Annotated in this window: 18 protein-coding genes; 11 read left to right on the plus strand and 7 right to left on the minus strand. The window is 67.0% G+C overall.

The features are described from left to right. The first annotated feature begins 36 nt into the window (after nucleotides 1-36). Together ABJO18_RS02155 and ABJO18_RS02160 are read left to right on the plus strand one after the other, a co-directional pair. Nucleotides 37-444, plus strand: coding sequence for a PTS sugar transporter subunit IIA (locus tag ABJO18_RS02155; RefSeq protein WP_271187484.1), 408 nt, complete (start codon nucleotides 37-39; stop codon nucleotides 442-444). Further along, nucleotides 441-716: an HPr family phosphocarrier protein gene (locus ABJO18_RS02160; protein ID WP_348508861.1), complete on the plus strand. Its 276-nt coding sequence runs from the start codon at nucleotides 441-443 to the stop codon at nucleotides 714-716. The genes ABJO18_RS02155 and ABJO18_RS02160 overlap by 4 nt, the downstream gene beginning before the upstream one ends. 77 nt (nucleotides 717-793) lie before the next feature. Here ABJO18_RS02160 and ABJO18_RS02165 read toward each other — a convergent pair whose 3' ends face one another. Then, nucleotides 794-2,845: a hypothetical protein gene (locus ABJO18_RS02165; protein WP_348508862.1), complete on the minus strand. Its 2,052-nt coding sequence runs from the start codon at nucleotides 2,843-2,845 to the stop codon at nucleotides 794-796. Between the two features lie 222 nt (nucleotides 2,846-3,067). On the opposite strand from ABJO18_RS02165, the gene ABJO18_RS02170 reads away from it, so the two are divergent. From ABJO18_RS02170 to ABJO18_RS02180, 3 genes are all read left to right on the plus strand, one after another. Next, on the plus strand, nucleotides 3,068-3,505 hold the full coding sequence (locus ABJO18_RS02170; protein WP_348508863.1) for an energy transducer TonB: 438 nt from the start codon (nucleotides 3,068-3,070) through the stop codon (nucleotides 3,503-3,505). 134 nt (nucleotides 3,506-3,639) lie between these two features. Then, nucleotides 3,640-6,108: an ATP-binding protein gene (locus ABJO18_RS02175; protein WP_348508864.1), complete on the plus strand. Its 2,469-nt coding sequence runs from the start codon at nucleotides 3,640-3,642 to the stop codon at nucleotides 6,106-6,108. A gap of 10 nt (nucleotides 6,109-6,118) precedes the next feature. Beyond that, a complete protein-coding gene (locus tag ABJO18_RS02180) occupies nucleotides 6,119-6,640 on the plus strand; it encodes a hypothetical protein (RefSeq protein ID WP_348508865.1) in 522 nt (173 codons plus the stop codon). Here ABJO18_RS02180 and ABJO18_RS02185 read toward each other — a convergent pair. Continuing rightward, the gene (locus tag ABJO18_RS02185; protein WP_348508866.1) at nucleotides 6,637-6,957 is read right to left on the minus strand and encodes a 2Fe-2S iron-sulfur cluster-binding protein; all 321 of its coding nucleotides are present in this window, start codon (nucleotides 6,955-6,957) and stop codon (nucleotides 6,637-6,639) included. The genes ABJO18_RS02180 and ABJO18_RS02185 overlap by 4 nt on opposite strands. Nucleotides 6,958-7,060: 103 nt before the next feature. Between ABJO18_RS02185 and tsaE the strand changes: the two genes are divergently transcribed. From tsaE to trxA, 6 genes are all read left to right on the plus strand, one after another. Then, complete coding sequence (gene tsaE / locus ABJO18_RS02190) at nucleotides 7,061-7,528, plus strand: tRNA (adenosine(37)-N6)-threonylcarbamoyltransferase complex ATPase subunit type 1 TsaE (RefSeq protein ID WP_348508867.1); 468 nt, start codon at nucleotides 7,061-7,063, stop codon at nucleotides 7,526-7,528. Beyond that, nucleotides 7,515-8,615 carry a phosphotransferase gene (locus tag ABJO18_RS02195; protein WP_348515710.1) on the plus strand — a complete coding sequence of 367 codons (1,101 nt, stop codon included), beginning with the start codon at nucleotides 7,515-7,517 and terminating at the stop codon, nucleotides 8,613-8,615. Before tsaE ends, ABJO18_RS02195 begins: the two co-directional genes overlap by 14 nt. Continuing rightward, nucleotides 8,612-9,325 (plus strand): nucleotidyltransferase family protein, encoded by a 714-nt coding sequence (locus ABJO18_RS02200; protein WP_348508730.1) that lies wholly within the window; start codon nucleotides 8,612-8,614, stop codon nucleotides 9,323-9,325. The genes ABJO18_RS02195 and ABJO18_RS02200 overlap by 4 nt, the downstream gene beginning before the upstream one ends. Then, a complete protein-coding gene (gene addB, locus ABJO18_RS02205) occupies nucleotides 9,322-12,372 on the plus strand; it encodes a double-strand break repair protein AddB (RefSeq protein ID WP_348508731.1) in 3,051 nt (1,016 codons plus the stop codon). The genes ABJO18_RS02200 and addB overlap by 4 nt, the downstream gene beginning before the upstream one ends. Then, a complete protein-coding gene (gene addA / locus ABJO18_RS02210) occupies nucleotides 12,369-15,929 on the plus strand; it encodes a double-strand break repair helicase AddA (RefSeq protein ID WP_348515711.1) in 3,561 nt (1,186 codons plus the stop codon). The genes addB and addA overlap by 4 nt, the downstream gene beginning before the upstream one ends. A gap of 93 nt (nucleotides 15,930-16,022) precedes the next feature. Then, nucleotides 16,023-16,343: a thioredoxin TrxA gene (gene trxA, locus ABJO18_RS02215; protein ID WP_348506995.1), complete on the plus strand. Its 321-nt coding sequence runs from the start codon at nucleotides 16,023-16,025 to the stop codon at nucleotides 16,341-16,343. Nucleotides 16,344-16,422: 79 nt separating this feature from the next. On the opposite strand, the gene ABJO18_RS02220 is transcribed toward trxA, so the two are convergent. The 5 genes from ABJO18_RS02220 to trpB form a co-directional block, all read right to left on the minus strand. Further along, nucleotides 16,423-17,436 (minus strand): S41 family peptidase, encoded by a 1,014-nt coding sequence (locus tag ABJO18_RS02220; RefSeq protein ID WP_348506994.1) that lies wholly within the window; start codon nucleotides 17,434-17,436, stop codon nucleotides 16,423-16,425. A gap of 80 nt (nucleotides 17,437-17,516) precedes the next feature. Continuing rightward, nucleotides 17,517-18,803 (minus strand): folylpolyglutamate synthase/dihydrofolate synthase family protein, encoded by a 1,287-nt coding sequence (locus tag ABJO18_RS02225; RefSeq protein WP_348506993.1) that lies wholly within the window; start codon nucleotides 18,801-18,803, stop codon nucleotides 17,517-17,519. Nucleotides 18,804-18,834: 31 nt separating this feature from the next. Then, nucleotides 18,835-19,749: an acetyl-CoA carboxylase, carboxyltransferase subunit beta gene (gene accD / locus ABJO18_RS02230; protein ID WP_348506992.1), complete on the minus strand. Its 915-nt coding sequence runs from the start codon at nucleotides 19,747-19,749 to the stop codon at nucleotides 18,835-18,837. A 34-nt stretch (nucleotides 19,750-19,783) separates the two neighbouring features. Continuing rightward, nucleotides 19,784-20,572 carry a tryptophan synthase subunit alpha gene (trpA, locus tag ABJO18_RS02235; protein ID WP_291887109.1) on the minus strand — a complete coding sequence of 263 codons (789 nt, stop codon included), beginning with the start codon at nucleotides 20,570-20,572 and terminating at the stop codon, nucleotides 19,784-19,786. Further along, a complete protein-coding gene (gene trpB, locus ABJO18_RS02240; RefSeq protein ID WP_348506991.1) occupies nucleotides 20,573-21,805 on the minus strand; it encodes a tryptophan synthase subunit beta in 1,233 nt (410 codons plus the stop codon). Between the last annotated feature and the right edge of the window lie 18 nt (nucleotides 21,806-21,823).

A 21,823-nucleotide genomic window follows, 5' to 3' on the forward strand; every position in this document is an offset into this window, starting at 1 on the left:
TTTCCCGCCGTTCAAAGGCACGGTTAGATATCCGTCATGATCGGAGTCGTCGTAGTCTCTCACGGCCGTCTGGCTGATGAATTCGTGGCCGCCACAGAGCACGTGGTGGGCCCCATGGATGCGCTTCTGGCTGTCTGCATCGGACCGGATGACGACATGGAAAAGCGCCGTGCCGACATTCGTGAGGCGATTGCCGACGCGGATCGCGGCGAAGGCGTGCTTGTACTGACCGACATGTTCGGCGGTACGCCATCCAATCTCGCCATCTCGCTGCTGGATCCGGGCAAGGTCGAGGTCATTGCCGGGGTCAATCTGCCGATGCTGATCAAGCTCGCCGAGGCCCGCTCCCGCGCCGATCTGGACAGTCTGGCCCGCATGGGCGAGGACGCCGGCAAGCGCTATATCGCGATTGCCTCGAATGTGCTGGAAGGGGCCGGCAAGTGACCCAGATTGCCCGGCGGGCCGTGATCCGCAATGCCCGCGGCCTGCATGCGCGGGCGGCTGCCAAATTTGTCGAGTTGGCGCAGGGCTTCGACGCCGAGATTCATGTCTCGCGCGATGGCGAGCGGGTGAATGCTGACTCCATCATGGAATTGCTGATGCTGGCGGCGGGCAAGGGTTCCGAGATCGGTATCGAGACGTCCGGTCCCGATGCGGAGAGGGCGGCCGATTCCCTGACCGAGCTGGTCGAGGCCGGTTTCCACGAGGAAGACTGATCCCGCCTCAGCCAGGCTATGCGCATGAAAAAGGCCCGCACGATGTGCGGGCCTTTTCGTGTCTCGTCAGGTCACCGTCAGGACGTGGTCGTGTCCGCGTCGCTGCGCTCGACATCCAGGTCCGGAGTGCCGGGGGCCGTGTCGCCCGCCTGGCGGGCCGGCAGCATCGGGTCATTCCCGTCATCGGCGAACAGCGGATCGTCGACCGGCGACGTCGCGGCCGGTGTTGCACTGCCTGCCGCTTCGACGGCTGCAGCCACGCGCGACTCGACTTCATCGAGCGCCGGTGAGGTCGACGGGGTTGCGGGCGGGGCCACGGGTTCTGCGGGAGCAGCCCCGGTTGCTTCGGCCGTCACTGCAGATTCGGCTGCGGTTTCGGCCTGAACAGCCGGCTGGTCCGAAGCCGGCATGGGCGGCGGTGACGCGAGCGGCATGGTTCGCTCGTCTTCGACCGATGCGGTGTCTTCCGCCTCACCGGTATCCGTGGCCGGTGCGTCATCGTCCGAGCCCTGCTCGGCCGCGCTCAGCGCGGCAGCGGCCGCAACAGCATCAAGGCTGGGAAGATCGTCATCCTCTTCCGGGGCTGCCTCGGCTTCGGCCGGGGCATTGGTTTCCGGCTCAACTGCGTCAGAGGGCTGTTCGGCGGGCTCGGCAGCGCCAGCCTGCAGTTCGGTCTCTTCGGCTTCGGGCGTAGCGCCGCTGGTGGCAGCGTCATCGTCAGATGCGACAGACGGCTCCGCCTCCGCCTCGACAGGCGGCTCGGCGTCCTCTTCGGCAGGCGGTTCGACTGCAGACGTTTCGACCGCAGCGATCTCGGCCGGCAGCGCGGCTTCGACCGGGGCCGCGGTCGTGTCGCCGCTTTCCGGCTCGGTCGCGGCCGTCACGGGCGCATCGTCCGCTTCGTCCGGAACGGGCGCAGTCCCGGCGTCCGGCTCTACGTCATTGCCGGCGTTTTCTGACGAATCATCGGCTTCCGCATCGGCCGCGGCCTCACTGCCGGCCTCTTCATCGGCATGCACGGCTTCGGCTTCGCCGGCAGCGTCGGGGCGGGCGCTCGTCTCGGCGGTCGGGCTGGGATCGCCGTCAGCTGCGGCGGGCGGCAGCTCTAATTCAGGGCCGGCCTCCGCTTCGCCATTCGCGGCATCATCGGCGGGCTCAGCGGCCTCTGCATCATCCGCGACCGTTTCCGTATCATCCTCCGGTTCGGCCTCGGTATCGGCGAGTGCCGTGGCCGCAACCGCAGCCGTGGCAGCTGCAGCGGCGGCACCGCCGGCATCGTTGCCGCGCACGCTTTCCTGCGGCGGATTGCGCAGGACATGTCCGGCCAGGCGTTCGACGCGCGCATTGAAACGCCCGGCATCGCGGACCCGGTTGAAGAAGCCGGCTGCAAGGAAGAGAAGGACAGCGCCGCCGATCAGGGCGAGCGTCGCCCCGACACCGCCGAAGATGACACCCGCCATGACGGCGAATGCGGCAAAGGCGGGCACGTAGAGCAGGCGCCAGGACCGCGCGAGATAGGCGATGAGGGCGAGTGCACCACCGCCCAGTGCGATACCCCATTCGGTGAGCTGGTCCATCGGCACGAAGCCGAGGCTTGCGATCGCGTCTAGCAGGCCGGCGGGCAATGCGGCTTCCAGACGCCAGCCGGCCAGGCCGGGCGCGAAGGCCAGTACTTCGTCCATGATGCTGAAGGCGGGAATGCCGGCCATCATGCCGCCATTCATTTCCGTCAGGAAAGCGTGCAGCAGCGGCCAGACGGCAGCGAGCGCCGTCAGCGCGAGCAGCAGGACCGAGAGCCACCAGTTGAAGCCGCGCGTCACGCCGGAGCGGGCCAGCAGCGTCGTCGCGTCGGGTGTCGTGCGAACCCAGGTCTCGCGGGTGTGGTTGATCAGGGCGGCCGGGCGGGAACGGCGGTTCGGGCCGGCCTGCACGCGCAGGATGGTGGCACTGTCACCCGGCGTCAGGGCGTTCGACGCCTCGGCCAGCCGGACATCGTGATCCATGCCGTCATCGTCGCGCAATTGTCCGGACGCGCCGTCCGCCTGTCTGATTTCTCCGGAAATCGTGAAGAAGTCGATCCGGCGGGCGCCATAGGCCTGCCCGGCATGCGCGGTCGGTAACAAAGACATGGTTCAACGCACCTCTGACATCAGGTCATACACCGAGTACGCGTGCCGGAATGGATCAAATCGGCGCGTCCCTCACCCAATTGAAGGCGAACCCTACAAGTTTGGGGCCGGAAATTGAACGCCTTAATCCTCTCTTAACAAAATGTTCGTCTTGCCGGGGCCGTGAGGAACCGGCTTGAGTGACCCGGATAAAGCGATAGCTTGCCGGTCATGCGCGCAATCATGATCCCTCTCCTGCTTGTTCTTTCGTCCTGTTCGGCCGTGCCGCAGGCGATCCCGCTGCCCGGAACGGGCGCGACGCGAGGCCCCTTCATCCCGCGCGACGAATTCCCGGTTCCGCCCAATGTCGAGCGCCTGATCGGTCCGGAAGATTGTCGCGGCTCCACGCTCGCAGCCGCCTCGGCCGACATCCCCGATTATCCGGTGCGAGCCTGGTCGCTGGGGCGGCAGGGCTGGGTCGTGGTGCGGTTCGATGTCGAGGCCAATGGCGATGTCGACAATGTCCGTATCGCGCGGGCCGTACCTGACGGCCCGTTCAACCGGGAAAGCCGGCAGACGGTCAGGGCCTGGCAATTCCGGCCGCTCGACAATGGCGTGGACCGGCTGGACAATTGCGTGGTCATGTTCGAATTCCGCGCCGGTGAAGTCGCGCTGCGCTAGACGCGTGCCGTAGCGGCTGTAGCGTTAATTATTTTTGCGGCCTCAGGCATCGCCCCGGACTCGCGCGCCCGGTATCATGCTGATTCGCGCGGACCCGACACGGGTGGGCAAAGGGCCGCGCCCAGGACAGCTCGATGACGGGACAGACATTTCAGATCGTGACGCTTATTGTCACCGTCGGCGCGATGGCTTTCGCCGTCGCCGTCGGGCTGTGGGCCTACCGTCTCACGGCCGGCGCCCGCACCGCCCAGCTGGTCTGGCGCCGCAAGCTGGCCGAGCTGGAAGACCGCCTTGCCCGCGCCGACAGCGTGTTCGGCGCCCATCCGGGCCTGGTCCTCGTCTGGGACGACGCCACATTCGACGAAAGCGATACGGGCTGGGGCCAGCCGCGCATCTTCGGCTCCTCCGTTGCCCTCGCTTCCTTGCTGCGCTTTGCTGAAGCGACCGATGGCCCCGATCCCGCCGGCATCCTGATGGAAGGCCTGGCGGATTATGAGGCGCGCTCGGCGGGCGGTGACGAAACCACGCTGCGCCGGCGCTTCAACGAGCTTGCGCAGAAGGGCCAGCCCTTCTCGCTGACCATCCTGGGGCCGTCCGGCCGCTTCCTGGAGGCTGATGGCCGCGCTGCCGGAACCCAGCTGGTCGTCTGGCTGTCCGACGCGACGATCCGGGGGCTGGAGGAATCCAATGCCCGCGGCCGCATGGAAGAGGCGCGTCGGCTGGTCTCGAAGGATCCGATGGCCTTCCTGGACATGCTGGGCCGCGCCCCGGTTCCGGCCTGGCGGATGAATGTGTCCGGCCGCCTGGAATGGGTGAACCAGGCCTATGTCGCCGCCGTCGAGGGCAAGGATATCGATGCGGTGCTGCAAAAGCAGACAGCGCTGGATGCGGGTATGTCCGATCAGGCTGTGCAGGCTGCCGAGCAGGGCGAACCCGTGTCGGAAACCCGCACGGTTGTCGTTGAAGGGCGCCGCCGCTCGATGCAGTTTCTCGTCTTCCCGGTGTCTGGCGGCGCAGCCGGCTTCGCGATCGACTCGACCGAAGCCGAGGAAGCCAAGTCCGATCTGGCGCGTTTCCGCCGGGCCCATGACGAAACCCTGAACCACATGGCCGAGGCCGTGGTGGTGTTCGACCGCTCCAAGCGCCTCAACTTCTACAACACGGCCTTTTCGCGCCTGTTCAAGCTGGACGATGCCTGGCTGAACGAGCGCCCGGGTCATGGCCAATTCCTCGACCGGATGCGCGAAAAGCGCCTGCTGCCCGAACAGGCGGACTATTCCGGCTGGAAGACCGACGAGCTGGCCCGCTACGACCTGCCGCCCACCGACGAGACGCCGGACGAGCTGTGGCCTTTGCCCGATGGCCGCACCCTGCGTGTCGCCCGCCAGCGCCACCCGCTGGGCGGTCTGATGCTGATCTTCGAGGACAAGACCGACGAACTCGCCCTGCGCGCCCGCTACAACACGCTGATCAACGTCCAGCGCGCCACGCTGGACAAGCTGCATGAAGCGGTCGCCGTGTTCGGTGCGAATGGCCGCCTGCAGCTGCACAACAATGCCTTCGAGGATATCTGGGGGTTTGAAGCCGAGGAGCTGGACGGCCAGCCGGAGTTCGATCAGGTCGCCGAGACCTGCGCAGCCCTGTTCGCCGACGACCGGGTGTGGAACGACATCAAGGCGCGCGTCACCGATCCCAGCCCGCAGGCTCGCAAGCAGGTGACCGGCGAGATGCGCCGGTCCGACGATCGCGTGCTGACCTATCTCACCCGTCCTCTGCCCGATGGCGCGACGCTGATCTGCTGGGATGACGTCACCGACAGCCGCCGCATCGAGGAAGCCCTGCGCGAGCGTGCCGAGGCACTGGAAACTTCCGAGCGCATCAAGACCGAATTCGTCGAGCATGTGAGCTACCAGCTGCGCACGCCGCTCACGACCATCAACGGCTATGCCGACATGCTCGCCCAGGGGTTCGCCGGTGCGCTGAGCGATCGTCAGAAGGAGCCGATGGCGGCGATCCAGACGGCCGCCGAGCATCTGGCCAAGCTGGTCGACGATATTCTCGATGTCGCAGCGATCGATGCCGGTCAGCTCGAGCTGGATCTGGGTGATGTCGACGTGGCCGACGTGGCGCGCGAGGCCGCCGAGCTCATCCAGGCGCGCGCCGACCACCACTCGATCAAGCTGGGTATCGATGTCGAGGGCGCGTCCGGTCTGATCCGCGCCGACCGGAACCGTATCAAGCAGGTCGCGATGAACCTCTTGTCCAACGCGATCCGGCACGTCCAGACCGGTGGCGAAGTGACCATCGGTGCGCGCCGCTCGGAAGATCAGCTGACGCTCTGGGTAGCCGATGACGGTGAAGGCATCGCGCCGGAAAAGCAGGCGACCGTGTTCGAGCGCTTCTCGCGCGGCGAGCGCGGCGGGGCGGGTCTTGGCCTGTCGCTGGTGAAGGAAATCGCCCAACTGCACGGCGGCTGGGTGGAGCTTCAGTCCGAGCCCGGCAAGGGCACCAAAGTGTCCTGCCACTTCCCGTCCGAGCCGCATGGCAATGCCGTACCGCCGGAACTCGACCTGGCCCGCCGTCCGGCGTCGGGCCGCGTGTGAGGCGGGGGCGATGTGGCCATTCCGGCGCACGCCCCGCCTGATCGAGCTGGACGATATCCCTGAATGCGATTTCGGTGCGCCCTATCCGATGCTGGCGGCGCTCGAGGGTGGGGTGAGTCTCGTCTACCTGATGCCGGACACGGATCCGGACTGGGACGGGGAAGAGGCCCGTCTCATCGGTTTCGACACGGCCGATCTGCCGGTTGCCGCCATTCGCTTCGTCCGCCCGCACACCCACAAGGCCGGGCCGCCGGATGAGGAAACGCTTGCAGGACACCCGCTGGCGTCCCGGGGGCTTTACCCCTGCGGAGCGTTTGAAGTGCGCCGGTCGGACTGGATCGATGCGCTTCGACAGGCGGACAGCATTCGTCCGTCGCATAGTGACGAGCGCTTCCGCAAGCTGCGGCACTTCATCTTCACCTTCCGCGAATCCACGGTAGAGGTTGCGGCCGACGGATACGAGGTCGCGCTTCTGGGACCGCTGTCGATCCGCGAGGCGCTGCAACTGGAAGCAGGACGTCTGGCGCGTTAGCCCTGGTGCTCCGGCATCCGGACGATCAGGCCGTCCAGCGCGTCGCTCACCGTGATCTGGCATGACAGGCGCGAGGTCTCCTGGACGTCTTCGGCGAAGTCCAGCATCGACTCTTCCATCGGTTCACGCGAGCCGGTCTTGTCGGCCCAGGCCGGGTCGACATAGACGTGGCATGTCGCGCAGGCGCAGGCACCGCCGCAATCGGCGTCGATACCGGGGACAAGGTTGCGCACTGCGCCTTCCATGACCGACAGGCCGTTGGGGACGTCGATCTGATGCTCGGTACCGTTGTGCTCGATATAGGTGATCTTCGGCATGCGTAACTCCGTGAACCGCCATGGACATGAACAGCGTTCACAGCAGAGTCAAGATACAGCCTCACCGCTTGCCGCTGCGCGCGGGCTTCGCTAATCGCATGGCATGGGGTCTTCACACACGCATCACCTCGATGGACTGGAAGCCACACGCCGCCTCGGCGCCCGCCTGGCAGCGGCACTTGCGCCTGGCGATGTCGTGCTTCTGACCGGCGATCTGGGGGCGGGCAAGACCACACTTGCTCGCGCCGTGATCGCGCAATTGTGTGGCATCGAGGATGCGCCCAGTCCAACCTACACGCTTGTCCAGGTCTATGACACGGATACGGGCGAGGAGGTCTGGCACGCCGATCTCTACCGCATTGAGGATCCGTCCGAGCTCGACGAGCTGGGACTGGACGACGCGTTCGACACGGCGATCTGTCTCGTGGAATGGCCGGACCGCCTGGGCGACAGGCTGCCGCCGGACCGGCTGGAAATCCTGTTGAGCGGTGAAAACACCGACTTGGAGTCAGGCCGCAAAGCCCGGATAACGGGATATGGCCGGTGGGAGGAAAGAATTGACGACATCTGATCGCGATCGCGCCCTCGACGCGTTTCTCGACCGTGCCGGCTGGGCCGCGGCCGAGCGCCATCCCCTGGCCGGAGATGCCTCGACGCGCCGCTATGTCCGCCTGGTAGATGGCGCACAGACAGCCATGCTGATGGATGCGCCGTCCGGTGCCGAGGCGCCGGCCTGCCCGCCCGATGCCAGCCCCGAAGAACGCAAGGCGCTGGGCTATAATGCCGAGGCGCGTCTGGCCGGGCCGAATCTGACGGCTTTTGCCGGCCTGTCGGATGCGCTGTGCGAGCGCGGCTTTTCTGCGCCATCCGTCCTGGCGAGCGATCTGGAGCACGGTTTCCTGCTGCTGGAAGATCTGGGTGACGCACTGTTTGCACGGCTGCTGCCGGACCAGATGCATGAGGGCTCGCTCTATGCCGCCGCCGTCGACACGCTGGCGGCGATCTACCGGTCCAGCTTTCCCGATGCCGTCGAGGCTGGCGGTCAGAGCTGGCCGCTGCAGGCCTATGATGCGACGGCGTTGATGGCCGAGGCCGATCTCTTCGTCGAGTGGTTCCTGGGCCGGCATGCGGGCGTGACCCTGTCCGAGGCGGCGCTGGACGAATGGCGCGCGATCTGGACCCGCGCTTTCGGGCGTCTGGAAAACTGCCCGCCCGGCCTCGTGCTGCGCGATTATCACGCAGAAAACCTGATCTATCTGCCCGAGCGCAAGGGCGAGGCCTCGGTCGGCCTGCTTGACTTCCAGGACGCGCTGATCGGCCATCCGGCCTATGATCTGGTCTCGCTGCTGGAAGACGCCCGCCGCAATGTCGACCGCAAGCTCGCCGTGCCGCTGAAAGCCCGCTTTGTCGAGCGCGCAGGTCTGCGCGATGCGGCCGGATTCGACGCGGCCTATGCCGTCCTCGGGGCCCAGCGCAATGCCAAGATACTCGGCATTTTCGTGCGGCTCGCCGTGCGCGACGGCAAGGCGCGCTATCTCGACATGCTGCCGCGTGTCGCCCGCCACTTCGCCGGCGATATCCAGCACCCTGCGCTGATGGAGCTGAATCTGTGGATCAAGGCGCATGCCGGCGCCGTGCTGCTGGAAGCGCACAAATGACCCGGATCACCCGCGGCATGGCCCTGGCCGCCGGGCTGGGCAAGCGGATGCGGCCGATCACGAATGACCGGCCCAAGGCGCTGGTCGAGGTCGGCGGCAAGGCGCTGGTGGACTGGGCGCTGGACCGGTTCGCCACGGCGGGTGTCGAGGCGTGCGTTGTCAATATCCACCACTTCCCGCAGCTGATGCGCGCCCATCTCGAACGCCGCACCGGCGCGCCCGCCATCACGGTCTCGGACGAAACCGGCGAGGTTCTGGAGACCGGCGGCGGTGTGGTGAAGGCCCTGCCTGCCTTGGGCGATGAACCCTTCTTCGTCTCCAATATCGATGCGGTCTGGGTTGATGAAGGCGCGCGCGAACTCGACCGCATGCAGGCGGCCTGGGACCCGGAGCGGATGGATGTGCTCCTCCTGCTCGCGTCGATGGAGCGCACGCTCGGCTTTGACGGTGCAGGCGATGTCTTCCTCGAAGCGGACGGGCAGGTGCGCTTCCGGGGCGCGGCGGCATCTGCGCCCTACGCCTTTGCCGGGGTGCATATCGTCCATCCGCGCATTCTTGCCGGCCGCAAGGCCGAGCGCTTCTCCATGATGGACATCTGGAAGGCACTTGAACCGGACGGGCGCGTCCACGGCATCGCCATGGAGAGTTTCTGGATGCATGTCGGCGATCCGGGCGCCCTGCAAGAGGCCGGGGCGCGGCTGAAAGGGTGAGCGCGCGGATCTTCGATACGCCGGCCCCGCGCCTCTTCACCCTGCCGCCGCAGGACGATTTCCTTCGCACCGTTGCCCGCACCCTGCGCGCCGAGTTCGATGCGGCGGGCAATCCGGATGCCCTCACCCGCATCCTGATCCTCACGCCGACACGCCGGGCAGCCAAGGCGCTGGGCGACATCTTCGCCGAGGAAGCCGGTACCGGTGTCGCGCTCCTGCCGCTGATCCGGCCGATCGGCGATGTCGATGTCGACGATCCGCCCTTCGAGCCCGGCGAGCTGGCGGGTATCGCGCCGCCGCCCGTCTCGCCCGCCCGCCGCCGGTTCGAACTGGCGCGGCTGATCCTCGCCAAGGAAGCGGCCTTGGGCCGGCCGATCGGCATCGGCGGCGCGCTGGCGCTGGCCGAACCGCTGGCGGCGTTGATGGATGATTTGGCGACCGAGGAAGTCGACGATCTCTCCGCCATCGACGAGGCCATGCGCGATCATCTGCCGGCTGACCGGCGCGAGGCGGTCGAGTTCATCGATATCGTCCAGCGTGTCTGGCCGGCGCGCCTGGCCGAACTGGGCCTCACCGATGCCGCGGCGCGTCGCTCACTCGTCCTGCGCAAGCTGATCGAGCGCTGGCAGACCAGTCCGCCCGATCATCCCGTTCTCGCCATCGGTTCGACCGGATCGATCCCGGCAGCCCGTGACCTGATGCAGGTAATCGCCGGCCTGCCGCAGGGTGCGGTCGTGCTGCCCGGTTTCGACTGGGATGCCGACGATAAAGCGTGGGCTGCTGTCGATGACGTGCATCCGCAATGGGCGATGAAGGAATTCGTGGCCCGGTGCGGGGTGGCGCGGTCCGATGTCCGCGCCTGGCCGGGCGCCGCCGAGGCGCGTCCCGCCGAGATGCGCCGCCGCCTGATTGCCGAGGCTTTGCGGCCGGCCGGGACGACGGATGAATGGATGTCGCGGATCGAGCATCTGCGCGGCCGTTTCGGCGACGACTTTTTCGAACGCGCATTGTCGGGCCTTGCACTGATCGAGGCACCGGATCCGATCAGCGAGGCGCGGGCCTGCGCGCTGATGCTGCGCGAGACGCTGGAGACGCCCGACCGCACGGCCATCCTGGTCACACCCGACCGTGCGCTGGCGCGGCGGGTCTCGGCCGAGATGACCCGGTTCGGCGTCAAGCTGGACGATTCCGGCGGCGCTTCGCTGGCCGAGACACCGGCCGGGGCCTTCCTGACCCGCCTGCTCGACGTGGCCGAAGACCCCGGCAGCGTTGTCGCCCTGTCGGCGCTGTGGAGTTCCCCCCTGTTCAGCGCCGGTCATCCGCGCGGAACGGTCCACACCGTCCTGGCCAAGTTCGAGGCCGAGGCGCTGCGCGGCGCGCGGCCCGGACATGATTTTGCCGCCGTGCGCCAGCGGCTGGATGGCAAATATGTCGAGCTGTTCGAAGACGACAAGGCGCTGGTCCGGACACTGCTCGATGGTCTGGAACAAGCCTTCGCGCCGCTGATCGATGGTGAGACGCGCAGCGCGGCGGCCTGGGCGGAAGCGCATGCCCGTGCGGCTGAAGCCCTGTCGGCGACACCGCAGGGCGAAGGGGCGCTGTGGGGCGGGGAAGGCGGTGAGGCGGCAGCCGGACTGGTCCGTTCGCTGCTGGAAGAGAGTGACAGCCTGCCGGAAATGTCGCTGGCTGACTATGCCGCCGCCGTGCGCGAACTGATCGGCGCGCGGCGTGTGCCGCCCAGGCTGGGCGTGCATCCGCGCCTGCAGGTTCTCGGTCCGCTGGAAGCGCGCCTGATTTCGGCCGACCGGGTGATCCTCGCCGGGCTCAATGAAGGCGTCTGGCCGGCGGGGCTGGGCGCGGACCCCTGGCTCTCGCGCGGCATGCGGATCGCGGCGGAGCTTGGTGCACCGGAGCGGCGCTATGGTCTGGCAGCACACGACTTCGCCCAGCTCGCGGCCGCACCCGACGTGATCCTGACCCGGGCCGGCAAGGCCGATGGTGCGCCGACCGTCGCCTCGCGCTGGGTCTGGCGTCTGAAGACACTCGCCAGCGGCGCGCTGGGCGAAGCCGGGGCTGAAGCCGCGCTGGCGCCGAAGACCGACTATCTCGCGCTCGCGCGCGTGCTCGACGAAACGGGCATTGCGCCAGTACCGGCGCCCAGGCCTGCCCCGTCTCCACCCGTTGCCGAACGGCCGCGCAAGCTGTCGATCACGGAAATCCGCACCTGGGTGCGCGATCCCTATTCTATCTTCGCGCGCCATGTTCTCGGCCTGCGCCGGCTCGATCCGGCCGACATGCCGCCGGGCGCGCGTGAGCGTGGTACGGCCCTGCACGCCGCGCTGCAGGATGTGGTGCCGCATTGGAGCAAGGCAGTGCCCGCCGATGCCGAGGACCAGCTTGTCGCGGCCGCGCAGCCCTACCTGCTTGAATGGGGATTCCAGCCGGGCGAGATGGCGGTGGAACTGGCCCGCTTCCGCCGGGCTGCGGCCTGGCTGGTCGCCTGGGAAAGGCGCCGTCGCGATCTCGGCATCACGGTCGACCAGGTGGAGATCCGGGGCGAGCGGAGGCTGGACGGGCCGGCCGGCGATTTCGTGCTCTACGGACGGGCTGACCGGTTCGACCGTCATCCCGATGGCCGGATCGATGTGATCGACTACAAGACCGGCTCCAGCGCCTCGCCCAAGGAAGTCGCAGCAGGGTTCGATCCGCAATTGCCGCTGACCGCCGCGATTGCGGCAGTGGAAAACGGCTTTCCCGACCTGGCTGCCGCACCGGTGGCGGGGCTCTACTATCTGGCCCTGCCCGGTAATGCGAAGGGCGGCGAGGAGCGGCGTGTGGACAGTGGCCGCAACCAGCCGGACGCCATGGAGATGGCGGAGAAGGCGCTGGAGGACCTCACCGGCTGGATCGCCCGTTTCGATGACGAAACGATGCCGTACGAAAGCCAGACGCGCGCCAAGTATACCAATGATTACGGCGATTTCGACCATCTCGCCCGCCGTGGGGAATGGGCGAGTGCGCCGGACGGGTCGGAGGGCGATACATGAACGCGCCCGGTTTCGACGACACGATCCGCGCTGCCGCCTCCGACGCCCAGAAGCGGGCCGCCCATCACGGCGTCAGCGTCTTCGTGGAGGCCAATGCCGGTTCGGGCAAGACCCGCGTCCTGGTCGACCGCGTGGTGAACATCCTGCTCCAGGGCGTCGCGCCGGAGGAAATCCTCTGCGTCACCTACACCAAGGCCGCCGCCGCCGAGATGAAGGATCGTCTCTTCACCCGTCTGGGGCGCTGGTCGGTCGCGGGGGCGGAGGAGCTCGAGCGCGACCTGAAGGAACAGCTGGGTCATGAAGATCTGCCGGTCGGGCAGATCGAGGATGCGCGCCGCCTGTTTGCCCGTGCCCTGGAAACGCCCGGCGGCCTGAAGATCCAGACCATCCACGCCTTCTGCGAAAACCTGCTGCGGCGCTTCCCGCTGGAAGCCGGTGCTCCGCCCGGCTTCGACACGCTCGACGAGGCCGAGGCGGCCCGCCGGATCGACGCGGCGCGCCAGCGTGTGCTGTGTGCCCTGCCGCCGGAAACGGTGGATCTGGTCCTGCGCACCGGCGGGCCGGACGCGTTTGCCTCCATCATGGGCTGGGCCCGCGGCCGCCGGCATGATTTCCGCGATGCGCTCGACCGGGCCGGCGGTCCGGACGGGCTGGTCGACAGACTCTATGCCACGCTCGGCCTGCAAGCCGGTGCAACGGCGGATGCGCTGAAGGCCCAAGCCTGGGCGCAGGCACCGCACGATCATCTGGAAGAAACGGTCATTGTCCAGCGCAATCATGGCAGCAAGACCGATGCCGGGCGCGCCGACCTGATTGAACAAGCCCTGAAGTCCGCCCGCGCCGAAGACGCGTTCGATCTCTATGTCCAGGTTTTCTTCACCGACAAGGGGCGCGGCACAGCGGCCAAATCGCTGATCACGGCAGGCTGCGACAAGGTTGCGCCGAGTGTGAAGCCGATGCTGGAGCGCGAGTGTGCCCGGCTGGAAAAGATCCGCGACCAGGTCCGTGCGGCCGCTGTGGCGGAAGCCAGCGCGGCGGCGATCCATATCGCGGCGCGTTTTGTCGAGGCCTATGAGGACGAGCTGCAACGCCGCCGGGCGCTTGATTTCGACGACCTTGTCCGGCTGGCCGGAGACCTCCTGCGGCCGGAAAACGCGTTTTCCGGCTGGGTCGGTTACAAGCTCGACGGCACGCTGGCGCATGCACTGATCGACGAGGCCCAGGACACTGCGCCGCGGCAGTGGGACATGATCCGCGGTCTGACGGCGGAATTCTTCGCCGGTGCAGGTGCGCGCGAAAGCGGGCGGACGCTCTTCATCGTCGGCGATGAGAAACAGTCGATCTATTCCTTCCAGGGTGCCGAACCGGCCCGCTTCATGGAAGAAGGCGACCGCCTGGCCGCGGCCGCCAGCGCCGCCGAGCTGGGTTTCGAACGCCCCGGCCTGGATGTGTCCTTCCGTTCGGCGCCGGAGATCCTCGCCGCTGTGGATCAGGCCTTCGCGCCGGAAGCGGCTGCCTTCATGGCGCCGGAGACGAAATTCCAGGCGTCCGACCGCCCCTTCGCCCGCTATCAGAGCCACCGCGCTGCGCGCATGAACACGCCCGGCTGTGTCGAGTTCTGGCCCGCCGTGCCCAAGCCGGAAAGCGTCGAGGAAGCCTCGATCTTCGATCCGGTCGATGCGAGCGCGCGCGGCTCGGCGCGGGATATCCTGGCCGAGACGGTCGCCGAGGAGATCCGCGCCATGCTGGCGCGCGGTGACGGGGTCTGGGAAGAGACGCGCGGCGCGTTCAGCCAGCGCCCCGTCCGGCCCGGCGATATCGCCATCCTCGTCTGGCGCCGCACGGGCGGCTTCTTCGAGGAAGTGATCCGCCAGCTCAAGCTGAAGGGCGTGCCCGTGGCGGGTGCCGACCGCATGGTGCTCAAGGAGCAGACGGCGGTGAAGGACATGCTGGCGCTGGCGCGCTTCGCGATCACGCCGGGGGACGATCTGGCGCTGGCCGAACTGCTCAAATCACCCTTCTTCGATCCCGCAGACGGCGGTCTGCCGGCGATCGATGATGATGTGCTGCTCGATCTGGCCCGCCGCCGCACCTCAACGCGTCGCGGCACGCTGTGGAGCGCGCTCTTCACCAGCGACGATCCGCGCCTGTTCGAGGCGCGCGACGCCCTCAAGGCCGTGCGCGACGCAGCCGACAGCGACCGGCTCTACGATCTCTTCGCCAGCTTTCTCAATGCGCGCACGCCGACCGGCGAGACACGCTGGGCGCGGGTCTATGCACGCCTGGGCGAGGAGGCACGCGATCCGCTGGAGGAGTTCCTGGCGCGGGCGCTGGATCATGAGCGCGAGGGCGGCGGGGCGCTGTCCTCCTTCCTTGCGGCGATCGGGACCGAAGATACCCAGCTCAAGCGCGAGATGAGCCATGACCGGGACGAGGTCCAGGTGATGACGGTGCACGCCTCCAAGGGGCTGGAGCGGCCGGTCATCATCCTGCCGGACACGACGCGCTCACCGCTCACCGGCAAGGGCGATGCGATCCTTTCCCATCCGGAAGCCGGTCTCATCTGGTCGCAGCGCAAGGCGGAGGACCCGCCGGTCGTGGCCGAACTGCGTGAAGCCGCCGCCAACCGGCTGAAGGCCGAGCATGGCCGCCTGCTCTATGTCGCCCTTACCCGCGCGCGCGACCGGCTGATCGTGTGCGGCTGGCGTCAGGGCGCCGGCGCGCTGGGCCAGATCTCTGATGACAGCTGGTATGCGCGCCTGGCCGAACATTGGGGCGGCGAGGGCTGGGACGAGATCGAGACGCCGCTGTCTGCCCGTATCGAGGATATCGGCAGCGGTCTGCGTTTCGGGCCTGCGCCGGTGGCGCTGGGTGCGGCCGAACGGACCCGCCGTGCGGTCATCGACATCCCGGACTGGGCGCGCATTCCGGCCCGCAGCGAACAGTCCGGTGTGCGTGGCGTGGCGCCGTCGAGCTTCCTCGGTGGCGAGGAGGCGGATTTCGAACCGCCGGTTCTCTCGCCGCTTGCGGATCCGGGCGCGCACCGCTTCCGTCGCGGCGATGTGATCCACAAACTCCTGCAGACCCTGCCAGACCTCGCCCGTGAGCGCCGGCGCGAGGCGGCGGAGCGCTTCGTAGCGGCCCAGCCCGATTTCTCCGACGCCGACCGGCAGGTGATGATCGAAGAGACGCTGGGTATTCTCGACCATCCGGACTTTGCCCCCCTGTTCGGTCCAGGCAGCCGGGCCGAGGTGTCGCTCGTCGGCCGGGCGCCGGATCTTCCCGGAAATGTGATCGTGCGCGGTCAGGTCGACCGGCTGGTGGTGACGGACAGCGAAGTGCTGATCGTCGACTACAAGACCAATCGCCCGCCGCCGGAAGACGTTGCTGCAGTGGCGAAAGTGTATATCGGCCAGCTGGCGACCTACCGCGCCCTGCTCCGCGCGGTTCATCCCGGAAAAACGGTACGTTGCGCCCTGCTCTGGACGGATGCAGCACGGCTCATGGAAGTGGCAGACGAGGTGATGGACGCCGTGCTGGACGGGGCGACGGCTTGACGGCGGCGGCGGGTCTCCTTACCTCACGCGCCATCCATCGTGTCCGGATCTTCGGGCACATGTTCGTTAAAGGCCCGAAAAAAGGAGTTTCCCATGGCGACCAAGGCGGTCAGCGATGAATCCTTCGAAAGCGACGTTCTCAATGCACTCGGTCCGGTCCTCGTGGACTTCTGGGCCGAATGGTGCGGGCCCTGCAAGCAGATCGCCCCGGCGCTCGAGGAAATTTCCGACGAGATGGCCGGCGAGCTGACCATCGCCAAGGTGAATATCGACGACCACCCGATGACGCCCGGCAAGTATGGCGTGCGCGGCATCCCGACCATGATGATCTTCAAGGACGGCCAGGTCGTCTCCACCAAGATCGGTGCCATGGCCAAGGGCAAGATCTCTGAGTGGGTGAAGGAAAGCCTCTAGGCTTCCCGACGCTTTTCGAATGCTGAAACGGGCGCTCCGATGGGGCGCCCGTTTTCGTTCTGGCTGGCCGGGACGCCGGTCATTCCCGCGCAAGCGCAGCCAGGGCGGTGTCCAGGGCCGCGTCTGCGGGTACGGCGATATGGGGAGACACACCGGCACCTTCGATCCGGCCATTGGCAAAAGAGTAATAGTCGGCGATCGGCAGGGCGAGGTGCAGATCGCCCGGCAGCTCGTACATCGTTTGTGACAGCATCTGTCCGGCGGTGGTTTCGCCGACAAGCTGCGCGCGGCCTGAGGCCTTGAACGCATCGGCGGCCATTTCGGCAGCGCTGGCGGTGCGTGCGCTGGTCAGGACATAGACCGGGCCGTCGAACTGTGCCTCGTCCGGCACAAAGCGGATACGGGTAATCTCCGCGATCTGGACATGCTCCCAAAAGGAACGCACCGACCAGCCCTCCCAGGGGGAGACGCCGTCGACATCGTCCAGCCTGGGCGCCCGTTCCATCCGGGCATTCCACGGCTGAGACACGAACGCTCCGGCGTCCAGCGGCTCGGTCAGGACATGTTCGACCAGCGGCTTCACCGCAAAGGCTCCGCCGCCGTTCTCGCGCAGGTCGATGATCAGGCCGCGCGCGCTGTGCGCGGCAATTGTGTCATAGGCCGCATCGATCTCCTCGATCGTGTCCTGGCCCATCATCGTGTTGACCGTCAGCACCGCGATGTCGTCCCGCCAGCTGAGGACTGCACCCCCGCCGCCCACGCGCATCGTATCAATATAGGTAATCATCTGCTCCAGCGGCATGGAGGCTTCGCTGAGCTGGACATGGGAGAACGGGCCATCGTGCCAGATATCGTGGAAACCGGAGACGAACGCTTCCCGGCTTTCCGCGGTTTGCGCCAGATGCTCAACCTGTTCCGACACGCGGGCATAGGCCGGCGACGACAAGGCCTCCGGGTCATAGACATGATCGCGCAAGAGCCGGTCGATATCGTCGGCCAGCGCCGGCAGGTCGAGCGGCGCATCGGTTTCCTGTGCGAGGACAGGCAGAGAGAGAAGAAGGCTTGCGGCGAGGCCGCTGATCAAAGGTCGCATGGAAACTCCGGGCAGTGTGGATCTGTCCGGTAGATGCTGCGACCGGGCGCGCCGGATGCAGGTCTCACAGCTTCGTGATCTCAGCCCGGCGTCCTGTGCGGTGGCGCGTCGCCGAGGGCGAGGGCTTCGCCGGCGAGGTAGAGCGATCCGCCGATCAGGATGCGCGGCGCAGGATGTTCCTTGGCGGCATTCTTCATGGCCGGGATCAGGCCGCTGGCGATCTCCGCCTTTACACCGCCGGCCTGGCAGGCGGCGACGACCTCGTGTGCGGATTGCGAGCCGCCGCGGCCGGACTTGAACTCCACCGCGATGAGGCGGCGCGCCAGGCCGGAAAACTGGCTGCACCAGGCGGTGACGTCCTTGTTGGGCGAGAAACCGGCAATGATGACCAGCGGGCGCTCGTCGCGCTCGTCCATGTCGGCGAGGGCGTGGGAGAGGGCCTTGGCGGCGGCTTCGTTGTGGCCGCCATCGAGCCAGAGCTCGGCGCCGGCCTTGCGCGCGATCTCGCCGAGCGGACCGCGGGTGATGCTCTGCAGGCGGGCCGGCCAGGTCGCATTGGCAATACCGGCGGCCGCGGCGCTCTCGGGCCATTGCAGCACGGCGGCTGCGGCCGCGGCGGCCCCGGCATTGAGGATCTGGTGCGGGCCCAGCAGGCCGGGAGCAGGCAGGTCCCAGACGCGGCTTTCATCTTCGTAGATCAGCCGCCCGTGCTGGATATAGGCATTATAGTCGCGGCCCCAGACAAAGGCCGGAGCGCCCACCTTGGCGGCCTCGTCCAGAATGGCGGCTTCGGCATCGTCGACCTGGTTGCCGACCACGACCGGAACGCCGAACTTGCAGATGCCGGCCTTCTCCCGCGCGATCTGGCGCAGATCGGATCCCAGGAATTCCTGGTGGTCGAGACTGACCGGCGTGATCACGCTCAGCGCGGGCCGGGCGATGACATTGGTGGCGTCGAAACGGCCGCCCAGGCCGACTTCCAGGATCAGCCGGTCGGCCGGATGTTCGGAAAAGAGCAGCAGGGCCGCCGCCGTGGTGATTTCGAAAAAGGTGATCGGCTCGCCGAAATTCGCCGCCTCGCAGCGGGCAAAGGCCTCGATCAGCGTCTTGTCGTCGACCGGGGTCGAGTCGAGCAGGATGCGTTCGTTGAAATTCACCAGGTGCGGCGAGGTGTAGATATGCACCCGCTCGCCCTTGGTGCGAGCCATCTCGGCCAGATAGGCACAGGTCGAGCCCTTGCCATTGGTTCCGGCGACATGGACGGTCGGCGGCAGATGGTCCTGGGGATTGCCCAGCGCCGTCAGAAGGCGCTGCAGGCGTCCAAGGGAAAGATCGATTTTCTGCGGGTGCAGGCTCGCAAGGCGCACCAGCGCGTCATCAAGGTCCTGACGGCGCGTGCTAATGGCTGCCCCCGTCGCTGGCCACATGGTCGGCCGGCGGCGGTGTCAGGGAAGCCGGCGTGGAGGTTCCGGGGCGTTTCATCATGACCCTCAGCATGCGCGCCAGTGTACCCGGAATGTCGCGGCGATGCACGACTTTGTCGACCATGCCCTTTTCCAGCAGGTATTCGGCGCGCTGGAAGCCTTCGGGCAGTTTTTCACGGATCGTCTGCTCGATAACACGCGGGCCGGCAAAGCCGATCAGGGCGCCCGGCTCGGCAATATGGACATCGCCCAGCATGGCGTAGGAGGCGGTGACGCCGCCCGTGGTCGGATCGGTCAGCACCACGATATAGGGCAGGCCGGCATCCTTGAGCATTTCCACGGCAATCGTCGTGCGCGGCATCTGCATCAGGGAGAGCGTGCCCTCCTGCATGCGCGCACCGCCGGCGGCCGTGTAGACGATCAGCGGCGCCTTGCGGGCAATGGCTTCTTCGGCTGCCTTGATGAAGCTCTCGCCGGCCGCCATGCCGAGCGAACCGCCCATGAAGGCAAAATTCTGTACCAGAACGACGCTTTCCAGACCGCCGATACGGCCGACCGCAATCGCCATCGCGTCGTCGCGCCCGGTCTTCTTGCGGGCAGCGGTCAGGCGCGACGTGTAGGGCTTGTCGTCCTTGAACTTCAGCGGGTCGCGGGGAACTTCCGGCGTGTCCAGCTCGGTGTACTCGCCGTCGAAGGTGAACTGGAAGCGCCAGGCCGGGCCGATGCGCATGTGATGCCCGGCGGGCGTCACGAACAGGCCGGCTTCCAGATCCTTGTGGAACACCATCTCGCCAGACTTGGGACATTTGATCCACAGATTGTCCGGCGTGTCCCGCTTGGAAAAGATTTTCGACATGCCCGGCGGGGTAATCTTGGACAGCCAGTTCATTCCCGTATCCCGATCGTTCATCGGCTTGTCTTCCTCAGCGGCGTGCAGCGTGCACAGCGGACGACAGGCGCTTTACCAACTCTTGCGCTCCGGCAACACCGCCTGAATGCATTGCATCGACGATGGCCGAACCCACCACAACCGCATCGGCCGTGCGGGCTATGGCGGCAGCCTGGTCCGGTTCCTTCACACCGAAGCCGACTGCCACGGGCAGGCCGCTGGCGCGCTGGACGCGGGCAACAGCCTCGCCGACTTCGGTCACCGCGCCGGAACCGGCGCCGGTCACCCCTGTCGTGGAAACGTAATAAACGAAGCCCGACGTGTTGGCGACAACGGTCGCCAGACGCTTGTCGTCGGTGGTCGGGGTCGCCAGGCGGATCAGGGCGATGGAGTATTTGCCCAGCGCCGCGCGCAGCTCGTCGTCTTCCTCCGGCGGCACGTCGACGCAGATCAGCCCGTCCACGCCGGCCTTTGCCGCGGCCTTGGCAAACGCCTCCCAGCCCATGTGATGGATCGGGTTGGCATAGCCCATCAGGACGATCGGCGTGTCCTTGTCGGTCTTCCGGAATTCCGCCGCCTGGGCGAGCGTGCCCTTCAGCGTCATGCCGGCTTCCAGGGCCCGCAATGCGGAGGCCTGGATTGCCGGGCCGTCGGCCATCGGATCGGTAAAGGGCATGCCCAGCTCGATCACATCGGCGCCGGCTGCAGGCAAAGCGTTCAGGAGCGCCTGGCTGTCGCCATCGCCGGCCATCATGTAGGCGACGAAGCCGGCCCGGTTATAGGCAGACAGTTCGGCGAAGCGGGTGTTGAGGCGGTTGGTCATCTAGAGCTCCACCCCCAGCATGCGGGCGACCTGGGGCACGTCCTTGTCGCCGCGGCCACACATATTCATCAGGATGACGCCATCCTTGCCCAGCTCCTTGGCGAGATCGCGCACGCGGGCCAGCGCGTGGGCGGGCTCCAGGGCCGGGATGATGCCTTCCAGCTTGGTGCACAGCTGGAACATTTCCATGGCCTCGGCATCCGTGGCCGAGACGTATTCGGCGCGCTTCATGTCGTGCAGGAAGGCGTGTTCCGGACCGATGCCGGGATAGTCGAGCCCGGCCGAGATCGAGTGGGCGTCGATGATCTGGCCGTCATCATCCTGCAGGAGATAGGTCTTGTTGCCGTGCAGGATGCCCGGCTTGCCGCCCTTCAGCGAGGCGGCATGCTTGCCGGTCTCAACGCCTTCACCGGCCGCTTCGACGCCGATCAGGCGGACTTCCTCGTCCTCGATGAAGGGATGGAAGAGGCCCATCGCATTCGATCCGCCGCCGATGCAGGCAACGCAGGCGTCCGGCAGACGGCCCAGGCGTTCCTTCATCTGGGCGCGCGCCTCGCGGCCGATGATCGACTGGAAATCGCGCACCATGGCCGGATAGGGGTGCGGGCCGGCGACCGTGCCGATGACGTAGAATGTATCCTTCACATTCGTCACCCAGTCGCGCAGCGCCTCGTTCATGGCGTCTTTCAGCGTGCCCGTGCCCGAGGTGACCGGCACGACTTGTGCGCCCAGCAGCTTCATGCGGAAGACGTTCGGCGCTTGGCGCTCCACATCCGTGGCGCCCATGAAGACGGTACAGGGAATGCCGAAGCGCGCAGCCACCGTGGCGGTCGCCACGCCGTGCTGGCCGGCGCCGGTCTCGGCGATGATGCGCGTCTTGCCCATGCGGCGGGCCAGCAGGACCTGGCCGAGGCAGTTGTTGATCTTGTGGCTGCCCGTATGGTTCAGCTCGTCGCGCTTGAACCAGACCTGGGCGCCGCCGAATTCCTCCGTCAGACGTTCGGCGAAATAGATCGGGCTGGGCTTGCCGACATAATCCTTCAGGAAAACGTCCATCTCGGCGCGGAAGTCCGGATCCGCCTTGGCGGTCTCATAGGCCTTTTCAAGCTCCAGGATCAGCGGCATCAATGTCTCGGCGACGAAACGACCGCCATAATCGCCAAACCGGCCCCGCGCATCCGGCCAGGCCGAGAGCGCATTGGGACGTGTATCGGCGGACACGGGTTCGCTCATGGCTCGGCTCCTTGGTTG

It is taken from the genome of Maricaulis sp. (genome assembly GCF_039978735.1).
Lineage (GTDB): Bacteria > Pseudomonadota > Alphaproteobacteria > Caulobacterales > Maricaulaceae > Maricaulis.